Raw genomic sequence first — 24,188 nt, forward strand, 5'->3', positions numbered from 1 at the left:
AGAAAAGCGAAAGTCAGCCAATGTTTCATGACGCATTGGTGCCTTTCGCAGAAAGGCGGATTATAAAAATGAAGAAAAAATGGATTAGCGTGATGCTGGCAGCAGCACTGACGGCATCGGCACTGGCTGGATGTGGAAATTCCGGTAAAGAAAACGGTGGGGATACATCAGGGGGAGGAAGCAGTCAGGGCGGAACGGAAAGCAGCCAGGATGCAGGTGCAGGTGAAGGAACCGACACATCAGCATCTTCCGACTCTGAGAAAATTGTACTGGAGTTTTTTAATCAGAAAGTGGAAGCAGAGAGTCTTTATAATGAAGTGATTATTCCCAAGTTCCAGGAGGAATATCCGAATGTAGAGATAGAGGTGGTATCTCCGTCCGATGCGGAAACCGTATTTTTTACCAGAGTCTCTACCAATGATATGCCCGATATTATGTCTATTTATCCGGCGGAATACAGTTACCGTGTGATTATGCAGGATGGACTGCTGGCTGATTTAAGCGGAAAGGATTTTCTTTCCAGAGCATCAGAAAGCGCCATTGCGTATTCCACCTATGATGACGGCAAGCTTTATGCAATGCCCTATGGACTTAGCTCCTATGGTATTTACTGTAATCTTGATATGTTTGAGGAGGCTGGCTTGGAGCTGCCGGAAACATGGGACGAGCTGATAGCATGTCTGGATGCCTTTGTGGCAAAGGGAATGGAGAAACCGCTTATTTTTGATGGAAAAGGAAGTCTTGCACAGTTTGCGGAAAGATTAATCGGGATTGTGGACAAGGATTTTGCAACAGTATGTGAGGCGGTAGGAAAAGGAGAAGGTTCTTTTGCGGATGCAGATAAAAACCAGGTACGTATCTTCTCCGAAGCGCTTTTGGAGCTGGCGAAGTATGCGCCGGATGATATTCTTGGAATTGGCCGTGATCAGGGAACAGCTGATTTCTGTAATGGGGTATATCCTATGTACATTGGCGGTACCTTCTATATGGCGGATATTCTTGCAGGAAATGCAGATTTAAATTGTACATTGATTCCTATCCCTAAGCCGGATGGCGGATACAGCCTGCCGATTAACGTAGATATTGCTTTGGGGTATTATGTGGAAACCGAACATCCTGAAATTTGCGAAGCGTTTATTGAGTTCATGTCAAGGCCTGAAATTTATCAGATTATGGCGGACAATGAGGGAACGCCAACCTGTATTGAAGGCGTGGATTATAAAATCACAGCGCTCCAGGATATGAGCAAAAAAATCACCGGGGATGACACTTTCCTTACGTTGGTTAATTTCTGGCCTTCCGGATGGAGAACGGAGTGGACAATTTATGTACAGAACCTGCTCAGTGATGGAGACATTGATGCTCTGATTACAGAAACAGACAGGATATGTAAGGATTATTACAATCAATAAAGATTATTCTAACCAATAATGAGGATGGTTCCCGTAAGGTTTCCTTACGGGAACCTTTTATAAAAGGAGATAACAGGGGGTATCCTGCATGAAAAAAGAAAAAAAGAAAAGGATGACGGAGCGGTCCTTGTCGATGTTTTTGTTTACGGTACCGGCTACGGTTTTATATTGTGTATTTTTTATTTATCCAATTGTGATTGGCATTATGTATAGCTTTACGGATTGGAACGGGTTGTCAAAAGACTATAAATTTGTAGGATTTTCTAATTATATTACGGCGTTTACCAATAGCCGCTTTCAAAATGCCGTAAAGTTTAATGTGAAATTTACTTTGATGGCAGTGATTTTGATTGTAGGGCTGAGCCTGATTCTGGCATTGATTTTTAATAACAGTAAGCTGCGCTGTATGTCGTTATTCAGAGGAATCTTTTTCTTCCCTGCTGTTTTGGGAATGTTGGTGGTAGGTTTGATTTTTAACGAAATTTTCTACCGTGTGGTTCCTGTAATTGGGAAGGCTTTCAATATTACCGCAATATCTTCTAATATTTTGGCCAGTAAGTCCACTGCAATCTACGGTGTTCTTATCGTTCATGTATGGCTGGCGGTGGCTATGGCTACGGTGATGCTGTTAGCAGGGCTTCAGGCCGCACCGGAGGATCTTTATGAGGCGGCAGTGTTAGATGGGGCCAATCGATGGCAGAAATTTAAGTATATTACCATGCCATTCCTTCTGCCGGTACTTTCGGTGGTACTTATTTTACAGGTAAAAAGCGGGTTGACAGTTTACGATATCATTGTTGCGCTGACAAACGGAGGGCCTGGAGGCGCTACGGAAAGCCTGGCAATTCTTATATACAATCATGGATTTAAGGAGGTTAAATTTTCCTATGCCATAGCGGAGGCAATGATACTTACGATTGTAATCTGCGCGATTTCTTTTATCCAGACCAGTATTAGCAACAAGAAGAAAGTCTATTAAGGAGGATGGCCATGAAGAAAAAACCCAGTATTTTTACATATCTATTTTTAATCTGCGGCTGCGTGTTGATTATTTTTCCAATGTATCTTGCAATTATTACAGCATTTAAGCCCACCGAGGAACTGACCAAAAGTATTTTTGCCTTCCCGTCTTCTTTTTATCTGGGAAATTTTAGGGAAGTAATTCAAAAGTCCGGGTTTTTAAATTCTGTGGTGAATACTGTTTTTGTTACGGTCGTTTCCTGTTTTGGTGTAATTTTGGTGGTGCCGTTGGTTTCTTATGCCATTGCCAGGAACATGGATAAGAAACGGTATTATAAGTATCTGTATTATTTTCTGTTAATCGGGATATTTGTTCCTTTTCAGGTAAAGATGATGCCTCTTGTACAGGTTATGTCAAATTTTAATATGCTGAATGTGCCTGGTATTGCAGTAGTCTATGTTGCCAGCGCAGTTTGTGAAGGTGTGTTTTTGTATGTGGCATTTATCCATGGGGTGCCGGGGGAGCTGGAGGAATCCGCTTATATGGATGGCGCAGGGACGTTTTTTACCTATTGGAAAATTATTTTTCCTTTGCTTAAGCCTATGACGGCGACAGTGCTGATTATGGATGGGTTATGGTTCTGGAATGACTTTTTCCTGCCGTTGCTTGCCTTGAATAAGACGCCGGATAATTATACGCTTACATTATTTGTTTATAATTTTAAATCACAGACTACAGTGAATTATTCCCTTATCTTTGCGGGGCTCTTGCTTGCTATGCTGCCGATTATGGTGCTGTATGTTTTTCTTCAAAAACAGATTATGGGAGGGCTTGTAAATGGCGCTGTGAAAGGGTAAGCTAAGCGTAAGGTCAGGCGTTGGCGAAAGGCCTGGAAAAATAAATATTCCAAGCTGTGTATAGGCCGGTCTCTGAAAATGACAGAATGAGAAGTAGGGGAGCATGGGCTTGTGTTTACGCGGTTTTCATAAGCCTGTCTGGTATGAGTACATAAAAACTGCGTAGAAGGAGGAGATATATGAAAGTGCATTATCTTGGAACTGCGGCGGCGGAGGGATGGCCGGCTTTGTTTTGCAGCTGTGAGAATTGTAAGAGGGCACGGAAGGCGAAAGGAAAAAATTACCGCAGCCGGCCCCAGGCGCTGATTGATGGGAATTTAATGGTAGATTTTGGGCCGGATACTTTTTATCATATGATGAAATATGATTTGGATTTTTCAGAAATACAACATGTGATATTGACCCATTCTCATACGGATCATTTTTATGCTACGGATTTGATTTTGCGGGCGTTTCCCTATGCATATTTTGGGGATCAGAGGAAGATGACGGTGTATGGGAATGAGAAGTGTCATTGGATGTTTCTGCGCACCTTGGAGGTGGAGGATGATTCGGCTAATATGCGCGATTGTGTGGGGTTTGAGGAAATCCATGCATTTGGTTCTTTTCAAATTCCAGGGTATGAGATTACACCCCTTCGTGCGGTACATGACCCGAAGGAGGAATGTGTGATTTATCTGATTAAGGACAGGCTGGGGAAGAAACTGCTATTTGCCAATGATACGGGGATTTTTCCGGAGGATACGTGGGAAGCCTTAGAAGGGGTGAAGTTGGATTGTGTGAGCTTAGACTGCACGCTGGGAAATGACCCGGTTATGGATTGTGGGCATATGGGACTTAGGGCGGTCCGCAGTGTGGTGGATCGGCTTGGGAAAATGGGATGTATCAGCCAGAGCACACCGGTGGTTTTGACTCATTTTTCCCATAATGGGAATCTGCTCCACGAGGAGCTGGAGGCTGAGACGAAGGAAGATGGATTTATCATTGCATATGACGGAATGTTGCTGGAGTTTTAGACGAAATGGATAGAATGAAACTGGTAGATAAGAAAATGGGGAATTTTTTGTTCCTTTTATGCTGGTGTGTTTACTTTGCTTCTTATATTGGGAGATTGAATTATTCCTCGGTTATGTCTTCCATGATTGAGGAAGGACTTTTGAGCTTTTCCCAGGCGGGAAGTATCAGTATGGTATACTTTTTTGCTTATGGGATTGGGCAGATAAGTAATGGAATATTGGGGGATAGGCTAAAGCCGCAGAATATGATTTTTTTCGGACTGCTTTGCTCCGGGTTTTCCAATTTACTGATGGGGAGTGTCGGCGCTTTTCCTGCTATGGCCGTGCTGTGGGGGGTGAACGGTTACATGCAGTCTATGATTTGGCCGCCTATTATCCGGATTTTTGCGGAAAAGTATACGGAAGAAGGAAAGAGAAAATGTAGTGTGGATATTGTCTCAAGTATGGCGGCAGGTACGCTGGCTTCGTACCTTCTCTCAGCCTGCGCCATGAAATGGATTTCCTGGCAGGCGGCGTTTTTTCTGGCAGCAGGTATTATGATTGTGATTGCGCTGGGATGGAGCGTTGGATATGGCGTGGTGGAGCGTTCCCTGAAGGCAGAGGGAGCGGAGGATTCTCTGCAGAATCATTTTCCGGACAATCAGACTTTTTCAAAGCAAATATCCCTTCCGGCGTTGGTGTTGGGAAGCGGGCTGGTGGGTATCCTTCTTCCGGTTATGATACATGGTGTTTTGAAGGATGGAATTACCCAGTGGGTACCTACCTACATTTATGATTGCTTTGATGTGACATCTTCTTTTTCCGTACTGGTTACTATGGTTCTGCCGTTCATTAATTTAACCGGAGCATATATGGCTAAGTATGCGGGCAGGAAACATCCGGATGAAGAAATAAGAACCTCTATTATCTTTTTTGGAAGTGCGCTTGCTTCACTGGTTTTGCTTTTAATTTTTGGGAAATACCAGGTGTTTTTGGCGGTCATTTTGTTTGCAGTGATTACGGCTTCTATGATGGCCGTGAACACACTGTATGTGAACATGATACCACTTCATTTTGAGAAGCAGGGACGTGTGGCGGCGGTTTCGGGGATGTTAAATTCCGTGGCATACTTAGGCAGTGCATTGTCTACTTTTACGATTGGAATTATGGTGGAAAAAGCCGGATGGATGGTTACCATGAGCGGTTGGGCAGGGATTACAGCCGTGGCTTTGGGAATATGTGTGGTCATGAAAAAAAGGAAATTTAACTGATGTGAATAGATGGAAACGAACAATAAAGTATAACCCCTTCCAGTGCCGGCTGGTAAGGGGTTATACTTTATTGTTCGTTTTTAGTGTGTGTTCAATCGTTTTTCGTGTGATGACAAAAAAGAGGTGTTGTGTTATAATATCCCAGATATTTACCGTTTGTGAAACCAGTAAAGGGAGAAACATATGAAACGATATGAACTGATAGCCCCCTGTCATTTTGGATTGGAAGCTGTGCTGAAGCGTGAGATTATAGATTTGGGATACGATGTAACCAGGGTAGAGGACGGAAGAATCACCTTTGTGGGTGACGGAGAGGCGGTTTGCCGGGCAAATATTTTTCTGCGCACTGCGGAGAGGATTCTCATTAAGGTGGGAAGCTTCCAGGCGGAAAGCTACGAGGAGCTTTTTCAGGGAGTAAAGGGCCTTTCCTGGGAGGAATACATTCCGGCGGACGGAAAGTTCTGGGTGACGAAGGCAGCCAGTGTCAAGAGTAAGCTTTTTAGTCCCTCCGATATCCAGTCTGTGGTGAAAAAAGCCATGGTGGAACGGATGAAGGAGGTTTATCATATCGAATGGTTTGCAGAAAGCGGCGCACCTTTTCCCCTTCGGGTATTTTTGATGAAGGATGAGGTTACGGCGGCCATAGATACCACCGGAGAATCCTTACACAAAAGGGGATACCGTAAACTGACAGCTAAGGCTCCTATTGCGGAAAATCTTGCGGCGGCACTGATTATGCTGACGCCCTGGAAGGGAGACCGGATTTTGGTGGATCCCTTTTGCGGCAGCGGTACCTTTCCTATTGAAGCGGCTCTGATGGCAGCTAATATGGCGCCGGGAATGAATAGAAGCTTTACGGCGCAGAACTGGCCCCATTTGATCCCATTGAAAGAATGGTACGATGCACTGGATGAAGCGAGAGAGGAAATTGTGAAGGATGCTTACACAGACATTCAGGGGTATGATGTGGATGATACCATGGTATCCATTGCAAGAGAGAACGCCAAGCTTGCCGGGGTGGAGCATTTGATTCATTTCCAAAGACGGGATGTGGGGGATTTAAGCCACAGTAAAAAATATGGGTTTCTTATCAGCAATCCTCCTTATGGGGAGCGGATAGAGGAAAAAAGTAAATTGCCCGGGCTTTATAGAACGATTGGCGAAAGGTTTAGGGCGTTGGACTCCTGGTCTATGTATCTGATCACTGCCTTTGAGCAGGCGGAGAATGCGATAGGGCTTAAGGCAGCCAGGAACAGAAAGATATACAATGGGATGCTGAAAACTTATTTTTATCAGTTCCCAGGCCCAAAGCCACCTAGAAGAAATTTGCAGGAGTAAGGTTGAAAGAAAATCTTTCCACCTTGATTTGAGGGCCAAATGAACATGCTCGCATGTTCGTTTGACCAATGGAGACAAAAATGCGGCTAAGTTTAATGAAAAAGGCAGCCATCGGAAGTGTACTTTATTCTATGGCAGCCATGGGATTGATTTATTATTTGTCTTATGACAAAGCAATTACAATTTCAGATGTGGCCCAGGATGAAGTGATTGGGAGCGATTTGGCTGATTCGAAAGAAAATGGAGCAGGGGCAGGCGCTGAAGCGGAAGGGGAGCCGGATGAAGACAGCATACTGACGGGCCGAATCACGGAAGGTGAGACGGAAGGGAAAGCAGCAGAACTGTCGGAAGAAAATCAAACAGATGAAAATGCGGAGGAACCACCCAAGGAAGAAGCCCAGGAAACTGCAAAGCCAGAGGAGGAGGGAGGAAAGGAAGCTGAGGGTAAGAAGCAGGAGTTGATTTTTGGAACCGGGAAGAGTAACAGTAGTTTTATGAGGATTCCTTTGCCGGCAGAATGTAAAGCGGAAGATATTGTAGTAGAAAATTATTATATGAACCGGGAACTGTGTATACTGGTTGGCGGTGTAGACAGTGGTTTTTATGCCTCCAATGTGATTTCCGGAAATTTGGATATGGTGGAAAAGGGAGTTTGTGAGGAAAACATCGAGGCCAACGAAAGAGGTGTAAAGCTTCGCTTTTCTCTGACAGACGTTTTTGAGTATCGCACAATTTTGGAGAATCATGATTTGTACGTAAGCTTTTTAAGACCCAGGGAAATGTATGATAAAATTGTGGTAATTGATCCCTCCTGTGGAGGTTCCAATACAGGAAATGAGGAGAATGGGCTTTCGGAGAAGGAAATCTCGCTTCAAATTGCCAAAAAAGTAAAAGAAAGGCTGGATGAAACAGACGTGAAGGTGTATTATACCAGAATGGATGATTCGAACCCCGGGGAGGAGGACAGGGTCAGACTGGCCAATGGAACCAAAGCGGATATGTATATACGGATACAGGTGGATGCCAATACGGATAGCAGTGTTTACGGCGCCACAACGATTTACAATGAGGATTACTTTATTCCAGGCTTTGGCAGTGTGGAGCTGGCGGATATACTGGAGCGGGAAGTGGTCACTAGCATAAAGGGAAAGGCCCTGGGCCTTAGCAAGGCACAGGAGGAGGATTATGCAATTCGGAGCATAACCATACCTGCGGCGGCGGTGAAGGTAGGATGTCTTACCAATAAGCAAGAGGCAATCTTGTTGGGAAGGGAAGAATACCAGGAGAAAATTGCGGATGGCATTTGTAATGCGATTATGGCGGTCTATGAAGAAGATTAGAAGAAAGAGATAGTCTGAAATGAGGGAATGAATATGCAAAAGATTGTTTTTGCCACGGGTAATGCCGGAAAGATGAAAGAAATCAGGGAAATTTTATCCGGCCTTACGATAAAAGGAGAATTGGTGGAAATCGTTTCCAGCAAGGAAGCCGGAGTGGATGCGGAGATAGAAGAAAATGGAAGGAGCTTTGAAGAAAATGCTCTTATCAAGGCAAAGGCTGTTGCCGCCAAAGTAAAAGGCGCTATTGTGCTGGCGGATGATTCAGGTCTTGAGATAGATTATCTGAATAAGGAGCCGGGAATCTATTCGGCCAGGTATATGGGGGAGGACACCTCGTATCATGTAAAAAATGCCAATCTCATACAGAGACTTAAGGGTGTGCCGGATGAGCAACGTTCGGCACGATTTGTGTGTGCGATTGCCTGCGTCCTGCCGGACGGAGAGAGCTTGATACGGACAGCAGCCATAGAGGGAAAAATCGGCTATGAGGAAAAAGGAGAAAATGGTTTTGGGTATGATCCCATTTTTGTGGTACCTTCCTGCCAAAAAAGCGCTGCGGAATTGACTCCGGCAGAGAAAAATGCAATCAGCCACAGGGGAAAAGCGCTGCGGGCAATGCGGGAGTGTCTTGTGGAACATGATAAATAACTTTTGAGCAAAAATATGGAGAAATGTATATGAAGGTGCTGATTGTCAGCGACACGCATCGGAGAAATGATAATTACATAAAGGTGCTTGAAAGAGTATCGCCGGTGGATATGGTGATCCACTGCGGTGACATTGAGGGCAGCGAATATTTGATTGCTGAGTGCGCCGGATGTCCGGTACAGATGGTTACAGGAAACAATGACTTTTTCTCTGACCTTCCAAGAGAAAAAGAGTTTCAAATAGGCCATTATAAGGTTTGGCTTACCCATGGACATAATTATTATGTGTCAATGGGGAATGAGACTATCAGGCAGGAGGCGAGGATGCGCGGGGTTGATATTGTAATGTACGGGCATACCCATAAGCCGGTGGTGGAGATGGAAGGAGGTTTGATTGCTGTCAATCCGGGGAGTCTTACCTATCCGCGCCAGGAGGGGCGCAGACCATCCTTTATTATCATGGATTTGGACCGGAAAGGGATAGCGCATTTTACGATTCATTATCTGTAATGCAATATCAATGATAATATCTGCCAAAAGAATTAAGAAAAGATAAGAGAGAATGGCCCGCTAAGCGGGCCATTCTCTCTATAAAAAAGAAACATACTGAAAATGGAAGGCAATAAAAATATGAAATCAAACTTCCTGATATTTGGAAATATAAACAGGATGGGTATTTGTCCCTCGCATTTCTTTTCCGGCAGTGATTTTAACATTCTTATCTGTGATAAGGTATTCGATCTCAGCGCCTGCTTCCACCACGGTATCCTGCATTAAGAGACAATTTTTCACCTTTGCGCCCTTTGCTATCTTTACGCCACGGAATATAACGCTGTTTTCAACTTCGCCCTCAATGATGCAGCCATCGGCTACCATTACGTTTTGGATTTTGGAATCCTGAATGTAACGGGTAGGGTTGTCGTCACGGATCTTGGTATAGATTGGGTTACCTGAGAAAAGGGAATCCAGATTATAGTCATCTAAAAGTCTCATGTTTTCATCAAAGTAACTTTTTACATCACAGATACGTGCAACATATTTGTCATATTTATAGGCTTGTACATTCAGTTTGTTGAGCTGGGGAAGTAAAACATCGCGCTCAAAATATTCTTTCCCATGAACAAAAGCAGTGTTGACCAAGTCGATGAGCAGCTCACGTTCAAGAAGGTAAATATTCATAGAGAAGTTTTGAATGCCTTCTTTTTTGGAATTCACATAAAGCCTTGTGATACGGCCTTCTTCGATATCAAAAGTATAATAAAAGCTCTGATCGGTGGCAGGGGCCTTTTGGAGACTTTCCGGAAGCTCCTGGGTGTTATAGGCTGCAGTGATATCTGCGCCGCTTTGTATATGAGCCTGAATCATGGCATTAAAATCAAAGTTAACTACGGTATTTGTATCCGCCATGATAACATATTTTTCTTTTTGATCTTTTAAGAAATTTAAAATACTGGCAAGGGCGCCTACCCGGCCGGTAAAACGTCTGGATTCCTTTTCGGCGTAAGGAGGGAAGATGTTTAAGCCGCCGTTTTTGCGGACAAGATCCCACTCGCGGCCGGAATCAAGGTGATCCATCAGGGAATGATAATTGTTGTTTACCATGACGGAAATGTTGTCAATGCCACAGTTTGCCATACTGGATAAAATGAAGTCAATCAAGCGGTAACGGCTGGCAAAAGGGATGGAGGCCATCAATCGCACATTAACCAGTTCCGGAATCAATGTGTCATAGCTGTTGGGAAAAATGACACCAAGTGCACTCGTATTTGAATTTATCATTGATCTTCACCACCTTCTACATTTTTATTGATCATGGCATCGGGGCCTATAACAGCGTTTGCGCCGATTGTGATACCCGCGCCAATGGTTGCAACACCGTTTTCCTCACCGGAAGGCATTGCTCCGACAACGGCATTCTCGCCGATGGTTACATTTTCAGCTATAATACAGTGCTTTACAACAGCGCCATGCTTAATAACCGAACCGCCCATGATAACAGCGTCCTCAATAACGGCATCTTCTTCCACTTTGACGCCTGCGAACAGGATGGAGTGCTTAACGCTGCCCTTGATGCGGCATCCGTCCGTGATCATGGAGTTTTCCACAACAGCCCCTGTGTTAATCTTATGACCGGTCATACCGCTGTTACGGCTGTATATTTTCCAGTCTTCATCAAACAGGTTGATTCCGCTGTGCTCAGGGTCAAGAACCTCCATATTAGCTTCCCACAGGGAAGAAATGGTTCCCACATCCTTCCAGTATCCGTTGAAGTGGTAAGCGTACATCCTGCGTCTGTCTCTTAAAAGATTGGGGATGATATTATTACCAAAGTCATTTTCAGACTTAGGGTCTGCTTCATCTTCTTCCAGGTACTGTTTTAAGATATCCCAATTGAAGATATAAATACCCATGGAAGCCAGATTGGATTTAGGATTCTTGGGCTTTTCCTGGAATTCGGTGATCTTGTCGTTTTCATCCGCCACCATCAGGCCGAAGCGGGGAGCCTCCTCCCAGGGAACTTCCATAACGGCTACGCTGAACTCAGCATCCTTTTCCTTATGGAATTTAAGGAAATCACTGTAGTCCTGTTTGCAGATTTGGTCACCGGAAAGAATGATAACATATTTCGGGTCGTAGCGTTCAATAAACGAGATGTTCTGATAAATTGCGTTTGCCGTGCCTTTATACCAGTCCGAACCGTTTGCCTTCTGGTAGGGAGGCAGGACATGTACGCCGCCGTAGAGACGGTCTAAGTCCCAGGGCTGGCCGTTTCCTATGTACTCATTCAGTACCAGAGGCTGATACTGGGTCAAAATACCTACAGTATCAATTCCTGAATTGACACAATTTGACAGCGGAAAATCGATGATACGGTATTTACCGCCAAATGGTACTGCTGGTTTTGCAAGCTTTTCTGTCAAAGCATAAAGACGGGAGCCTTGTCCGCCGGCAAGAAGCATTGCAATCATTTCTTTTGCCATAACATTATCCTCCTAATTTAATGCCTTATGAAGAAATTATACATCATAATGCTGATAAATGATAGTTTTTTAACAAAAAAAATGGAAAAAGATACAATTTTTCTTTTGAGAATTTTTAATTTTTGTCAAAATTGGCAGAAAAACTGAAAAATAAGTAACAGTTTGGACTTCGGATAAATTTTTACAAAGATTGTAACAGGCAATGGTTTAACTTGCAATCTGATTGCTTTTCTTGTAGACTGTGTATATAAAAATGTCTGGTATCATTTAGGCATAGTCTGGATTTAAGGATAATGGCTGTGCAGGTGCAGAAAAGGGCTAAAGATTGTGCTGAAGGGATACAGGAAGTACATACTCAATTTGCAAACTGCCGTAAGAATGGAGGATTATTATGACAAGTCAAACGTTGCGCGAAGCGCGTACTTATGAGGAGGCTTCGGAAAAATTTATTAAAAAGGAAGACCGGCCGGATTTTCATTTATCCACACGCACAGGATGGCTGAACGACCCCAATGGATTTTCTTATTACAAAGGGGAATACCATATGTTTTATCAGTATCATCCATATGATTCTCACTGGGGACCCATGCATTGGGGACATGCGGTGAGTAAGGATTTGCTCCACTGGAGGTATCTGCCGGCGGCTCTTGCACCGGATGAGTTTTATGACAGGGACGGCTGTTTTTCGGGAAGCGCCGTTGAACTGCCGGATGGCAGGCAGTTGCTGATGTATACGGGAGTTGTCAAAGAAAGGCAGAAAAACGGAGGCTTTAGCGAGGTGCAGACCCAGTGCCTTGCAGTGGGCGATGGACTTGACTATGAAAAATACGAGAACAATCCGGTTTTGGATGAAAAGGATCTTCCACCGGGCAGCAGCCGTTTTGATTTCCGGGACCCTAAGATGTGGAAGAAAGAGGACGGAACGTATTGCTGTGTGATTGGCAGCCGCCCGGCGGATGGCAGCGGACAGATTTTACTTTATACCAGTGAAGACGGATTTCATTGGAGCTTTCAAAAAATTTTGGCTTCTAACAACAACCGGTTCGGAAAAATGTGGGAATGCCCGGATTTCTTCATGCTGGATGGGAAAGCTGTGCTGCTTACCAGTCCTCAGGACATGCTTCCCCAGGGATTCGAATATCATAACGGAAATGGAACGCTGTGCCTGATAGGGGATTTTGACGAGGAAACCGACACTTTTACAGAGCAGCATAACCAGTCCATAGATTATGGCATTGATTTTTATGCGCCCCAGACGATTTTAACCCCGGATGGGCGAAGGGTCATGATTGGCTGGATGCAGAACTGGGATACCTGTGGTGGCCATGTACAGGAAAACTTATGGTTTGGTCAGATGAGCCTGCCCAGAGAAATATTTATCAAAAATGGCCGGCTTTATCAGAAACCGATCCGGGAGCTTTATGATATGAGGAGCGGAAAGGTGGAATATCAATCGGTTTTGGTTTCCGATACCGTTAATTTGGAAGGAATGAAAGGGCGCAAGGCGGATATTGAGCTTAGCATATGGCCGGAGGATGAGAAAAATGTTTACCATAAATTTTCCGTTCGTTTTGCGCAAAATGCCCAGTATCAGACATCCGTAAGCTTCAGGCCCAAGGAGAGCGTTCTTAAAATTGACAGGAAATTTTCCGGATCCAGAAGGGCCGTTATCCACCAGCGCAGAAGTAAGGTGAACCATGAAAACGGACGCTTGAAGCTGAGATTGATTTTAGACCAGTATAGCGTAGAAATATTTGTAAATGACGGCGAACAGGTTATGACGGCAACCATGTATACGGAGAGAGAGGCGGATGGGATTTCTTTCTGTGCAGATGGGGAAGTTCGGATGGATGTTGTGAAGTACGATTTGGTATAAGTATAGTATATGTATAGATAGAAACAATGGGGACAGAATGCGGCATTGACATGGTGCTGTCACGGACGGAAAAGATAGTTGCAGGCAGGAATTTTTGAGATTTCTGTCTGCTTTTGCAATTGGCGGAAAATGATAGTTAGCAAGTTTGGCGGTGCAGCGTAAGGGTTTTGCTGTATCGCTGCAGGAATTTTAAAACACCTTAAGAAAATAGGTAGCCCGGAAAAGCAAAGTTTGATACAATATAGTAAGAACATAAAAATAAAAATGGCGAAATCTTCAACCAAGACTTCGGGAACGGAGTTCACTATGAAAAATAAGCCCAAAATCAGCCAAAAAGGCTCTTTGCTGATTTCGATTATATTAGTTTTTTGTATTTTAGGAGTGGTGGTATTCTCTGTGGCGAGAAAGACTTCCCAAGAGATGTCCGACTCGGCAATTAATAATCTTAGCGACAGCCTTGCCCTGGTGAAGGGAACGATAGAGGCTGTTTTAGTGAAAGAAGCGGAATTTCAGGATCTGATTGCCCAGGAAATTGCTGTTGTCCAGGACCCTTATGAATTCATCCGCTCTTACAATAAAAACCAGACGATAACGAAAGTATCTTTGATCATGGAGGGCGAAACAGAGGGTATTTCCAGTACGGGAGAGGTATTTTCGGAAAACACGCTGGATTTTTCCCTGGGGAAAAAAGCCGGCACCCTATCGCTGACCCAATCCTATTTAAACGATATGGGAACATGGGCATATACCATGAAATGTCCTGTTATAAAAAATGAAAAAGAGATAGCCGCGCTCTATATTGAGTACGCCATTGACTCTTTTGAAGCGATACTTCCGAACGCTCTTTATGACGGAAAAGCGATGCTGTATATTATGGACAGCAAGAGCGAGAGACTGGTATTAAAGCCTACGGGGATGGGCGAGCGGGATGCGGGGCATCTGAACCTGACGGATTTTTATCGCGCCAACAATATTATGGAGGAAAAACTTCAGGAAAAGGTTGCGAAAACCATCCGTGCAGGAGAAAATATCATGTTTTACCATGATATCAGAAATAAAAACGCCCTGATTTATATGTGGGCGGTAAACGATGGGGCATTTTACCTGATCGGATATGTGCCGATTGAAGCCATTCAACAGGAAGGACGCTCCGTAAACCAGAATATTCTTATCGTAGTGCTGGTTATGCTGATTGCCTTCTTCCTGTGCTGCACGCTTTACTTTTTTAACCAGAAAGAACAGGAGGCAATACGAAAGGAACAGGAAGCGGAGAGGGAGATTCATAACAAGCAGTTAGCAGAAGCGCTGAATGCGGCACAGATTGCAAGTAATTCCAAAACCATGTTCCTCTCCAATATGTCCCACGATATCCGCACGCCTATGAATGCCATTTTGGGATTTACCACCTTGCTTTCCAAGGACGCAGATAATCCGGTGAAGGTAAGGGAGTACACGAGAAAGATTACATCGTCCGGCCAGCATTTGCTTAGTCTGATTAATGATGTTCTGGAGGTCTCTAAAATTGAGAGCGGAAAAATGGTTCTTACCACCGGAGAGTTCACTTTGAACGACCTGGTATCCTCTGTAGACGCGATTATCCGCCCAATGGCAAAAGAAAAGGCTCAGAATTTTTTTGTCACAGTGACAGACGTTCAGCATGAATATCTGATAGGGGATGAGACTAGAATTAATCAGATATTGATTAACCTTCTCTCGAATTCGGTAAAATATACGCCGGGAAAAGGGAATATCTGGTTCCGCATTATCGGGCAGAAGCAGCGTTCCGCCCAATATGAGCATATCCGGATAGAGGTAGAGGACGATGGATACGGCATGACGCCGGAATTTTTAGAGACCATTTTCGATGCCTTTACCAGGGCGGAGAACAGCACTACGAACAAGGTTCAGGGCGCCGGGCTGGGTATGGCAATTACAAAGAATCTTGTAGAGCTTATGGGCGGGACAATTGAAGTTTTCAGCGAGGTTGATAAGGGCAGTCTTTTTAGAGTTGATTTAGAACTTCGCATACCCAGCGAGCAGTCGGACAGACAGTTCTGGACGGACAGTGGAATCAACCGGATTCTGGCAGTGGACGAGGATGCCGATATCTGCAAGAGTATCAAGATGCTTATGAAGGATACCGGCATAACTGTGGATACCGCCTTAAGCGGGCAGGAGGCTTTGGGCATGGTGCAGCATGCCTTTGACAGCGGAGAAGGTTACCAGGTGGTCCTATTGGAATATACAATGGCGGATATGGATGGAGCCGCGATGGCTGAGAAATTCCGGGAGTTCATACCGGAAACTGTTCCGATTCTGTTCCTTACGTCCGATGATGGCGATGATGTGCATACAAAGTCTTCTTCTATGGAAAATGTTGGATACCTTGGGAAACCATTTTTTGTATCTGCATTCAAGGAGGCGCTTCTTGGTATGCAGCCGGCCGCCAGGGATAATGACAAAACGGAATTAGAGGGCGAAGGAGATGCTGGGCTTAAGGGGCTGCATTTCCTTGTAGCGGAAGACAATGACATCAATGCGGAAATTCTCTCGGAGCTTTTAGATATGGAAGGCGCATCCTGCGAAATAGCAGAAAACGGGCAATTGGTATTAGAACGGTTTGAACGGTCTGCTGTAGGAGAATTTGACGCTATTTTGATGGATGTTCAGATGCCGGTTATGAACGGCTATGAAGCATCCAAAAAAATACGCCTGCTCAAGCGTCCTGATGCAAATGGTATACCAATCATTGCCATGACGGCAAACGCTTTTGCAGAAGATGTAAGAGATGCTTTAAACGCCGGAATGAACGCCCATGTGGCAAAACCGATTCATATGGATACATTAAAGAAAACAATCCGCGATATATCTTAATGTAACAGCTCAGCCTTCGGCCTTGCTGCTTACGAAATCTGCCTATCCCAAATCGCTTTCGGCCAGGGGCAGATTTCCCTTCGGTCAGATGGAAACGTAGTCTGCTGGTGCAAGTTTCATAGATGTGAAAGGAGAATGAGAATGAAAATGAATAGAAAGGGAAGCCTCCATAAGCTGTGGGCGACCTGCTTGATTGGAATCATGATACTGCCATTGACAGCCTGCGGTAAGACGAATACCCATGAAAATCTTGTTTCCGCCGAAGATGCGGATGAGAGGATTATCAATTTGTTCGGGCCTATGGAAAAATCAAAGCCCAATGTGAGTAATATTGCAAGAACTGCTTTTGATTTAACGGTTGAAATGGCGGAGGAGAAGCTTGAGCTGACGGTCCGCTACAGGACATACACTGCAGAGAATTATCAGGAAAGGACATATGATGAGGTAACGCTTGACCGGGTACGCAATAATATGGATGATTTATACCTGCTAAACCCTGATACAATTCAAATATTAGGCGCTGAAGGAGAACTCTTAGATCTATCTGTGCTCGAGAGCGCAAAAAATCTGCGGGAAGCGGTAAAAACTGCCAATACAGTGGACGGTAAACTGGTGGCGATCCCTCAGGAGGTAGTCGCCCACGGCCTGTTTTTAAACAAAGATATGTTCGACCAATATGAGCTTGCACTTCCAAATACGCCTGAGGAATTTATGGAATGCTGCAGGGTATTCAAGGAAAACGGCATTGAAACCCCTATTGGTGCAAACCGCTGGTGGCTGGAAAATTTTGTCTTTGCACAGGCATATGCGGAGCTGTACAACGGAGGCGATACGGAGGCCCTGATTGAGGCGCTCAATGAAGGCGAGGCCAAATACAGCGATTACATGCGTCCCGGATTTGAATATTTGAAGGAGCTGATTGACAAAGGATATATAGATGCCGAAACCGCCTATACCTACGAAGCAATAGAGGGAGAGGGCGCAGACTTCCTGGACCAGAAGACGCCTATTGTGATGGCCTATTGGGGCGCTGCAAATTCAGACATTGCTTACGGTAAAACTGATTTTAACCTTCAGGTCATTGGATTTCCCAGTAAGCTTGGACAAATGCCGGTTGTATCTATGACAGGATACGCAATTGGCAAAGATGCTGAACACCTAGAGGATACAATCGCTGTTCTGGACACGATTCTTTCTGATGAGGCGCTTAAACTATATACTGAGACCAACAAAGTTATCTCCCCTTCCCAAAACATAGAGGTAGAGTGTATTGATGCGCTGAAGCCTCTGAATGATAAGATAAATGAAAATATATACGTGCTGGGATCTAACGCCGGCATGAAGGTAGAGCAATGGGGAAACACCTGCCTGATTGTGCGTGAACTTTTAAACGGTGCAACGGTGGACGAATGTATGGAGGCCTTTGATAAGCTTCAGGAAGAAGCCTTAAATAAATAAAGGCCTGGCATATCAGGTTTGGGGAACTATTTCTGGCATGTAACGGAAAATATCATTTGGGTTAATCGTATTTTTTTATAAATACAACGCCTTCAAGAGAACCGTAAGATTCAATGATCTGTGCATAATTCACTGCCTCATGAAAATGCATGGTCATGGTTACGGAAATAGAGGTATCTTTATTATCATTTTCCGCACGGGAAATTTCCAGGTTATTTACGATACAGTTTCGCTCCCTGGCCAGAGAAAGAAATTTGCTTAAATATTCTGTTTTGGAAAATTCAACAAATAAATGAACTGTTTTTGAACGGTCAATCAGCCGGTTGTCAACGGAGCGGAGAATCCAGATAGAAGCCCAGATAGCCGTAAAGAAGATCAGAGCGCCGGTGTAAAACCCGGCTCCCAGAGAAAGGCCAAGACAGGCAACGGCCCAAAGACCGGCAGCAGTTGTAAGGCCCCTGACCCGGTTCTGTCTTGTGACAAGTATGGTTCCGGCGCCTAAAAACCCAATGCCACTGATGGCTTGTGCCGGAATCCGGGCCGGATCTGAGGAGCCTGTGAGAGCGGAAATATAAAGCCCGGTCATCATGGCCAGGGTGGAACCCAGACAAACAATGATATAAGTTCTAAAGCCGGCCGGGCGGTGCTTCTTTTCCCTCTCATATCCTAAAATTCCGCTGAAAATCATAGAAAGAAATATGCGCAGAAGTATAGCAGGCAGGGTAAGTTCTCTCAGGATTTTTATCTGTTCAAGCATGATAATTTCCCCTTTCTTTAGCGACTGTTTTGACTAAATTTGATAATCAATGGGAAGGTTATATCCTATATTAAAATTATAACAGCCGGGTATTTTAGCGTCAATGTACGAAAAAAATTGCAGGAACATTGTGATATTTTGAATGTTATGATGAACAGCCCTTAGGTCGTGAATCGTAACTTGAGAACTGTACAAAAATACGGTATAATACGGAATGTAAAATTTTGACAGGCTCTTTACCGGTTTGATCAATTTAACTGGCAGGAGGGAGGATTTGTATGGCGGATGAGAGGAGAAGGATGGCTTTAACAGGGAATAAACGGATGGCAGATGCGCTTTTCCTGGTGATAGCTGCATTTTTGCTGATGATGCTGGCTACCCGTTCCTCTTTCCTTTATCCATGCAATGACTGGAATGATGCCAACAGCTATTTTTCCGTGGGAAAAGCGCTTTTTCATGGAAAGATGCCCTACAGGGATGTGTTTGACCAGAAGGGTATGTATCTTTATTTCTTATATGGGCTTGCATATCTTATATCGCACACGACCTTTATTGGTGTGTTCTTGCTGGAAGTGATATTAGCAATTTTTGATTTATTTGGAATCTGCCGGATTTTGCAGCTCTATGTAAAAAGAAACACAGCGCTTTTGCTTAGTCCGCTGGTTCTTGCCGTAACAGTAAGCTCCTTTAGCTTTTATTGGGGAGGAAGCGCAGAGGAGGTTTGCCTGCCCTTTTTGATTTGGGGGTTGTATGATTCGCTGCATTATTTTAAAAACGGGTATCCGAACAAAAAGGTGGAGTGGAAGGTCATTTTTATAAATGGCCTGCTGGCAGGGATAGTTGCAAACATTAAGTTTACTTCACTTGGATTTTTCTTTGCATGGATGATGTGCATGGCCTTTTCTTTTCTGGCAATGAGGGATTTTTGGGGGGCGGTAAAGGGATGCGTTATTTTTCTTTCAGGTATGGCGGTTCCTTTCATTCCCTGGGTGATTTATTTTGGCATAAATCATGGGCTGTATGAATGGTATTGGGGCTATGTTTATATTAATGTGTTTATGTACAGCAACTTAAACGGGGAAGGCCCTGGCTTGTATGAGAGAATATATACTTTAAGTAAGCTGCTGTATTGGGTGGTCAGGAAAAATATGATTTATTTTGTTTTTCTGATCCCAGGTGTGCTTTGGGAAATGTGCGGCAGAAGGAAGAAGTGGCTGGAACGTTTTAACTTACTTGCACTGTGTTTCTTTTTGTTTTTGGGGATTTATGTGGGAGGCTCAGAGTTGCCATATTATGCGCTGCCGCTGTCTGTGTTTACGGTCCTTGGGTTTGGACTTCTTGGGCAGGGAGCAGAGCGGATTATGGAAAAAGTTTTCCATATTGAAAAAGAAAAAGGCGGCGATAAGAGGAAAAAGATAACAGACAATCCGGTGATGGTGCATATAGCAGGGGGGCTTGTCACAGCGCTGGGACTGGGAATTATCTGGTTAAACTCTATGAACATTCCTCATATGCAGGAAAAGAAAGAGGACATTTTTTTATATAAATTTAAAGAGATTGTGGAGCAGACGCCTGATCCTACTCTGCTCAATATAGGATGCCTGGATGCAGGGCTATATACGGTCTGTGATATTGTGCCCACCTGCAGGTGGTTTCAGACGCAGACCGTGGGAATGGATGAGGTATTAAAGGAACAGGAAAGATACCTTAAAGAGGGATGGGTGGATTACTGTCTGGCAAGGGATTCCTACCCGGAGGTAATATGGGAGAACTATGAGCTGGTGGGGGAGGAACCCTGGTACCAGGATGGACAGGCGTTTACTTATTATCTGTTCCGGCGTAAAGAGGAAAAGAGGTAATAAATGATAGCAGTTAAAATACTTGGTTTAATTTTATGGCTGGTTGTGCTGCCCTTTTGTATGGGGCTTAATTTTACGCCTTTGTTTCAGAAACGTTTCAGAAATGTGGGGGCAGTATTTGCGGCAGGATATATTCTTTTCTTTGCTGCGCTGGAAATAGTGGGTATTCCGGTAGTCCTCTTTACGGTTTATCATGGACTTACCACTTTTGTAAAGTGGTTTACGCCGGTAATATTCGTTCTGTCTTTGACAGGAGCAGGGATTGCCCTTTGTGGGAAGAAAAGAGGATATGGGCTTAATTTTGACGGTTTTAGTCCGTTAATGGAATCTTCATTGGAAGAAAAGATTATGCTGGCGCTTTTTTTGACGCTGGCAGGATTTCAGATGTATATGTCTTTTACAAGGGCATCTTTTGATGGAGATGATGCTTATTATGGAGTCCAGGCGCTGATTGCCCAGCAGGTAGACACGTTATACCGTGTTAATCCTTATACGGGAAGGAGTGCGCCATTAGATGTGCGGCATGCGCTGGCACTTTTTCCTGTGTGGGAAGCTTATCTTGGCAGAATGTGCAAAATTCATGCCACAATAATTGCCCATAGTGTGGTGCCTCTTGTGTTGATACCGCTGACTTATGTGCTGTATTTTCAAATCGGAAAGGTGCTTTTGGAGGGGAAAAAAAGGCTGCTTCCTATGTTCATGGTGCTGATTGCCCTTTGGCAGCTTTTTGGAAATATTTCTATCTACACTGTGGAGACTTTTTTCCTTACAAGAACCTGGCAGGGAAAATCTTTTGCAGGTAATTTTGTGATACCGGCTGTGCTGTGGATTTTCTTATGCCTGTTTGCTTCTAAAGAAACGGAAGAAGAAGGCCTCATAGCGCCCAAAGGAATGAATAACCAGGGGAAATGGATTGAGAGGCCGGAGCATGGTAGGCGTAGGAAAAAAGGATTCTGGGTTTTGCTGGCCTGCCTGAATTTGGCAGGAGGGGCAAGCAGCTCGCTGGCAATTTTGCTCAGTTGTCTGATGACGGCAGGTTTCGGGCTTTTGTTAGCCATCAGGGAAAGACGGATTGGCATTTTGATAAAAGCAGGATTTAGCTGCATTCCGGGTGGCGTTTATGTGCTGCTTTATCTGGCATTGACCCATGGGATATTTGTTCCTTAGATTTTTATTATCGGAATATTCTTGTAAATGATTGGTTCGTAATTACGGATTCTATGAGCGATAGGTGAGGAGAAAATTTATGTTTGGAATCTTTATGGAAAGCTTCGTCATCTTAAAATTATATACCGGTCTTAAGCTGCTGCTTTTGCTGTCTGTTGTTGCATGGGTTTATCTGCTTGTGACGGAAAAAAATAAGAGTATCCGAATTTTGTTGGTGTATGCACCGATGATTGTGGTGGCTTTATTTCTATTTCCGGTAAGCAGAAAAGGATTTGTGGCGATAGGGCTGGACGGGGAGACTTATTATCGTATTTTATGGACGATTCCGTTGGGCATTATTTTTGTTTATGGTATGTGCCGACTTTTTGAGCGGCACAGGAGGATTGGACTGGTGGCTGGAGCTTCTTTGATAGCAGCATGTGGCAGCTACGTGTATCAGGGAACCTATATTTCAAGGGCGGAGAATCTTTATCATATACCGGATACGGTGGTAAATATATGTGATTTGATTGGGCCGGAGGATGAGGAGAGCCGGGTGTCGGCGGTTATGCCCGGAGAGCTGATTCATTTTGTCAGACAATATAATACTTCTATTAATATGCCTTACGGCAGAGAAATGCTAGTGAACGCATGGGATTATTACAATGCGGTCTATGAGGCGATGGAAAAGCCGGAGGTGGTGGATATGGAGGAGCTGCTAAAGGCAACCCGGGAAGAATATTGCCAGTATATTATTTTGTCAAAGGAGCGGCGCACAAAGGAAGACCCCGAGGCGTGCGGATTGCTGCTTTTGGATGAAATCGATGGGTATCTGATTTATGAAGATCCGGTCACTGCGCAGGTTGTGAATGAGTGGCAGGTTTATTATGAGGATGAGGAATAATGCTTTTTAATTCTTACGAATTTCTGTTTTTGTTTTTTCCTCTTGTTTTAGCGGGATATGGTTTAATCAAAAGAATAGGGCAAAGCGCCTTAAGGGAGCCCTATCAAGTAAAGGGGGCAAATGGATTTTTGCTGGCAGCGTCCCTGGTTTTTTATGGTTGGACGAGCCTTTCGCATATGCCGGTTTTACTTGGCAGCATGGCGGTAAATTACGGACTGTTCCGGCTTATGGGAAAGCAGGAAAGAAAAAAGGCGGCGCTGGCAGCAGGGCTTATTTTAAATTTGGGCGCGCTGATTTGCTTTAAATATTTAGGAGGCGGCTTTTTACCATTGGGCATCAGCTTTTTTACTTTTACGCAGATAGCTTTTTTGGTGGAATCATACGGAGGAAACCTGCAGAAAGCGGATCCTCTTTCCTATGGGCTTTATGTAAGCTTTTTTCCTAAAATCATGCAAGGACCTATTGCCCTGCCAAAAGAAATGTTTCCCCAGTTTGAAAAAAGGGACAAAACAGTATCCTGGGAGAGGATCTACAGGAGCTTTTATTTGTTCATTTTGGGGCTGTCTAAAAAGGTTTTGCTTGCGGATACTTTTGGAAAAGCGGTTGATTTTGGCTATACCAATCTGCAGGCGTTAAATACAGGGGATGGGATAATTGTGATGCTTTCCTATACCCTTCAGCTTTATTTTGATTTCAGTGGATATTGTGATATGGCTATGGGAATAGCGGGTATGCTTGGCTTTGAGCTGCCTGTTAATTTTGACTCCCCTTATAAGGCGGATAATATCATAGAATTTTGGAAAAGGTGGCATATCACCCTTACCAGGTTTTTTACGAAATACCTTTATATTCCCCTTGGAGGAAACCGGAAGGGAAGGGCGAGGACCTATTTAAACTGTCTTCTGGTGTTTCTGGTAAGCGGAATCTGGCACGGAGTGGGCTGGCAGTTTATTGTGTGGGGGCTGATGCACGGAGTATGTTACGTGTTTACACGTATATGGCAGGACAGCGACATCATCCGGGCCGGTAACAGGACAGAAAAAAGGGCTAAAAAGGAGACGGAAGACAGAGGATTTTGGGAACCCCTGGGGCGGGGCTTTCGTGTGTTATTGACATTTCTTTATGTGAATGTGGCATGGATTTTCTTTCGGGCGTCTTCTGTGAAGGAGGCTGCGGCGCTTATTAAGAGGATTGGTAGCTTTCAATTGAGCAGATTCAGCTGGGATTTGGCGGGCTGCTTTAATCTGGATGAATTTTGGTATGTGATTAAGGTTCTTAGACTGGATCGGTGGCAGAATGCGCATTATATCCTGATGGTTTTGCTTGTGGCGGGAGGGCTTTTGCTGGTGTTTTGTGGAAAAAGCGCTTTGAACGTGGCAGGAAGGGCAAAGCCCAGTGTGATAAACAGTGGGATCATGGCGGTCCTGCTTGTGTGGAGCATCCTGTCTTTTTCCGGTGTAAGTTCCTTTTTGTATGTTAACTTTTAGGGAATTGGGGAACTGGTAAATTTAC

19 protein-coding genes are annotated in these 24,188 nt (G+C 44.3%); 16 read left to right on the forward strand and 3 right to left on the reverse strand.

Translation table 11 applies throughout. From position 1 onward, the window contains the following. From D5281_RS06415 to D5281_RS06455, 9 genes are all read left to right on the forward strand, one after another. Positions 1-1,412 (forward strand): ABC transporter substrate-binding protein (locus D5281_RS06415; protein WP_277935210.1); only part of this gene is annotated, 1,412 nt, incomplete at its 5' end. A gap of 88 nt (positions 1,413-1,500) precedes the next feature. Beyond that, positions 1,501-2,391, forward strand: a complete 891-nt coding sequence (locus tag D5281_RS06420) for a carbohydrate ABC transporter permease (protein ID WP_160559345.1) — start codon at positions 1,501-1,503, stop codon at positions 2,389-2,391. Between the two features lie 11 nt (positions 2,392-2,402). Next, the gene (locus tag D5281_RS06425) at positions 2,403-3,230 is read left to right on the forward strand and encodes a carbohydrate ABC transporter permease (RefSeq protein WP_277935211.1); all 828 of its coding nucleotides are present in this window, start codon (positions 2,403-2,405) and stop codon (positions 3,228-3,230) included. Between the two features lie 179 nt (positions 3,231-3,409). After that, positions 3,410-4,246: an MBL fold metallo-hydrolase gene (locus tag D5281_RS06430; protein WP_160559347.1), complete on the forward strand. Its 837-nt coding sequence runs from the start codon at positions 3,410-3,412 to the stop codon at positions 4,244-4,246. A 5-nt stretch (positions 4,247-4,251) separates the two neighbouring features. Beyond that, entirely contained in the window at positions 4,252-5,496 is a 1,245-nt protein-coding gene (locus D5281_RS06435; protein WP_160559348.1) for an MFS transporter, read from the forward strand. Between the two features lie 183 nt (positions 5,497-5,679). Continuing rightward, complete coding sequence (locus D5281_RS06440) at positions 5,680-6,834, forward strand: THUMP domain-containing class I SAM-dependent RNA methyltransferase (RefSeq protein WP_160559349.1); 1,155 nt, start codon at positions 5,680-5,682, stop codon at positions 6,832-6,834. A gap of 80 nt (positions 6,835-6,914) precedes the next feature. Then, complete coding sequence (locus D5281_RS06445; protein WP_160559350.1) at positions 6,915-8,174, forward strand: N-acetylmuramoyl-L-alanine amidase family protein; 1,260 nt, start codon at positions 6,915-6,917, stop codon at positions 8,172-8,174. Positions 8,175-8,207: 33 nt separating this feature from the next. Then, positions 8,208-8,822 (forward strand): RdgB/HAM1 family non-canonical purine NTP pyrophosphatase, encoded by a 615-nt coding sequence (rdgB, locus tag D5281_RS06450; RefSeq protein ID WP_160559351.1) that lies wholly within the window; start codon positions 8,208-8,210, stop codon positions 8,820-8,822. A gap of 29 nt (positions 8,823-8,851) precedes the next feature. Next, positions 8,852-9,331 (forward strand): metallophosphoesterase family protein, encoded by a 480-nt coding sequence (locus tag D5281_RS06455; RefSeq protein ID WP_160559352.1) that lies wholly within the window; start codon positions 8,852-8,854, stop codon positions 9,329-9,331. A 126-nt stretch (positions 9,332-9,457) separates the two neighbouring features. On the opposite strand, the gene glgD is transcribed toward D5281_RS06455, so the two are convergent. Both glgD and D5281_RS06465 read right to left on the reverse strand, forming a co-directional pair. Beyond that, complete coding sequence (glgD, locus tag D5281_RS06460) at positions 9,458-10,600, reverse strand: glucose-1-phosphate adenylyltransferase subunit GlgD (protein ID WP_160559353.1); 1,143 nt, start codon at positions 10,598-10,600, stop codon at positions 9,458-9,460. Beyond that, positions 10,597-11,802, reverse strand: a complete 1,206-nt coding sequence (locus tag D5281_RS06465; RefSeq protein WP_160559354.1) for a glucose-1-phosphate adenylyltransferase — start codon at positions 11,800-11,802, stop codon at positions 10,597-10,599. Before D5281_RS06465 ends, glgD begins: the two co-directional genes overlap by 4 nt. 391 nt (positions 11,803-12,193) lie before the next feature. On the opposite strand from D5281_RS06465, the gene D5281_RS06470 reads away from it, so the two are divergent. The 3 genes from D5281_RS06470 (at position 12,194) to D5281_RS06480 (ending at position 18,010) form a co-directional block, all read left to right on the forward strand. Further along, positions 12,194-13,678 (forward strand): glycoside hydrolase family 32 protein, encoded by a 1,485-nt coding sequence (locus D5281_RS06470; RefSeq protein ID WP_160559355.1) that lies wholly within the window; start codon positions 12,194-12,196, stop codon positions 13,676-13,678. 306 nt (positions 13,679-13,984) lie between these two features. Further along, complete coding sequence (locus D5281_RS06475; RefSeq protein ID WP_160559356.1) at positions 13,985-16,552, forward strand: hybrid sensor histidine kinase/response regulator; 2,568 nt, start codon at positions 13,985-13,987, stop codon at positions 16,550-16,552. Positions 16,553-16,693: 141 nt separating this feature from the next. Beyond that, on the forward strand, positions 16,694-18,010 hold the full coding sequence (locus tag D5281_RS06480) for an ABC transporter substrate-binding protein (RefSeq protein ID WP_160559357.1): 1,317 nt from the start codon (positions 16,694-16,696) through the stop codon (positions 18,008-18,010). 61 nt (positions 18,011-18,071) lie between these two features. Here the strand turns inward: D5281_RS06480 and D5281_RS06485 are convergent, their stop codons facing one another. After that, positions 18,072-18,767, reverse strand: a complete 696-nt coding sequence (locus tag D5281_RS06485) for an MgtC/SapB family protein (RefSeq protein ID WP_160559358.1) — start codon at positions 18,765-18,767, stop codon at positions 18,072-18,074. A gap of 278 nt (positions 18,768-19,045) precedes the next feature. On the opposite strand from D5281_RS06485, the gene D5281_RS06490 reads away from it, so the two are divergent. The 4 genes from D5281_RS06490 to D5281_RS06505 all read left to right on the forward strand — a co-directional run bounded on the left by D5281_RS06490 (position 19,046) and on the right by D5281_RS06505 (position 24,163). Then, positions 19,046-20,626 carry a hypothetical protein gene (locus tag D5281_RS06490; RefSeq protein WP_160559359.1) on the forward strand — a complete coding sequence of 527 codons (1,581 nt, stop codon included), beginning with the start codon at positions 19,046-19,048 and terminating at the stop codon, positions 20,624-20,626. A 3-nt stretch (positions 20,627-20,629) separates the two neighbouring features. Further along, positions 20,630-21,793 (forward strand): DUF6077 domain-containing protein, encoded by a 1,164-nt coding sequence (locus D5281_RS06495; protein WP_160559360.1) that lies wholly within the window; start codon positions 20,630-20,632, stop codon positions 21,791-21,793. Between the two features lie 79 nt (positions 21,794-21,872). Further along, positions 21,873-22,676: a hypothetical protein gene (locus D5281_RS06500; RefSeq protein WP_160559361.1), complete on the forward strand. Its 804-nt coding sequence runs from the start codon at positions 21,873-21,875 to the stop codon at positions 22,674-22,676. After that, entirely contained in the window at positions 22,676-24,163 is a 1,488-nt protein-coding gene (locus D5281_RS06505; protein WP_160559362.1) for an MBOAT family O-acyltransferase, read from the forward strand. The genes D5281_RS06500 and D5281_RS06505 overlap by 1 nt, the downstream gene beginning before the upstream one ends. Positions 24,164-24,188: the final 25 nt, after the last annotated feature.

Source organism: Parablautia muri (assembly GCF_009917485.1).
GTDB classification, from domain to species: Bacteria; Bacillota; Clostridia; order Lachnospirales; family Lachnospiraceae; genus Suilimivivens; species Suilimivivens muri.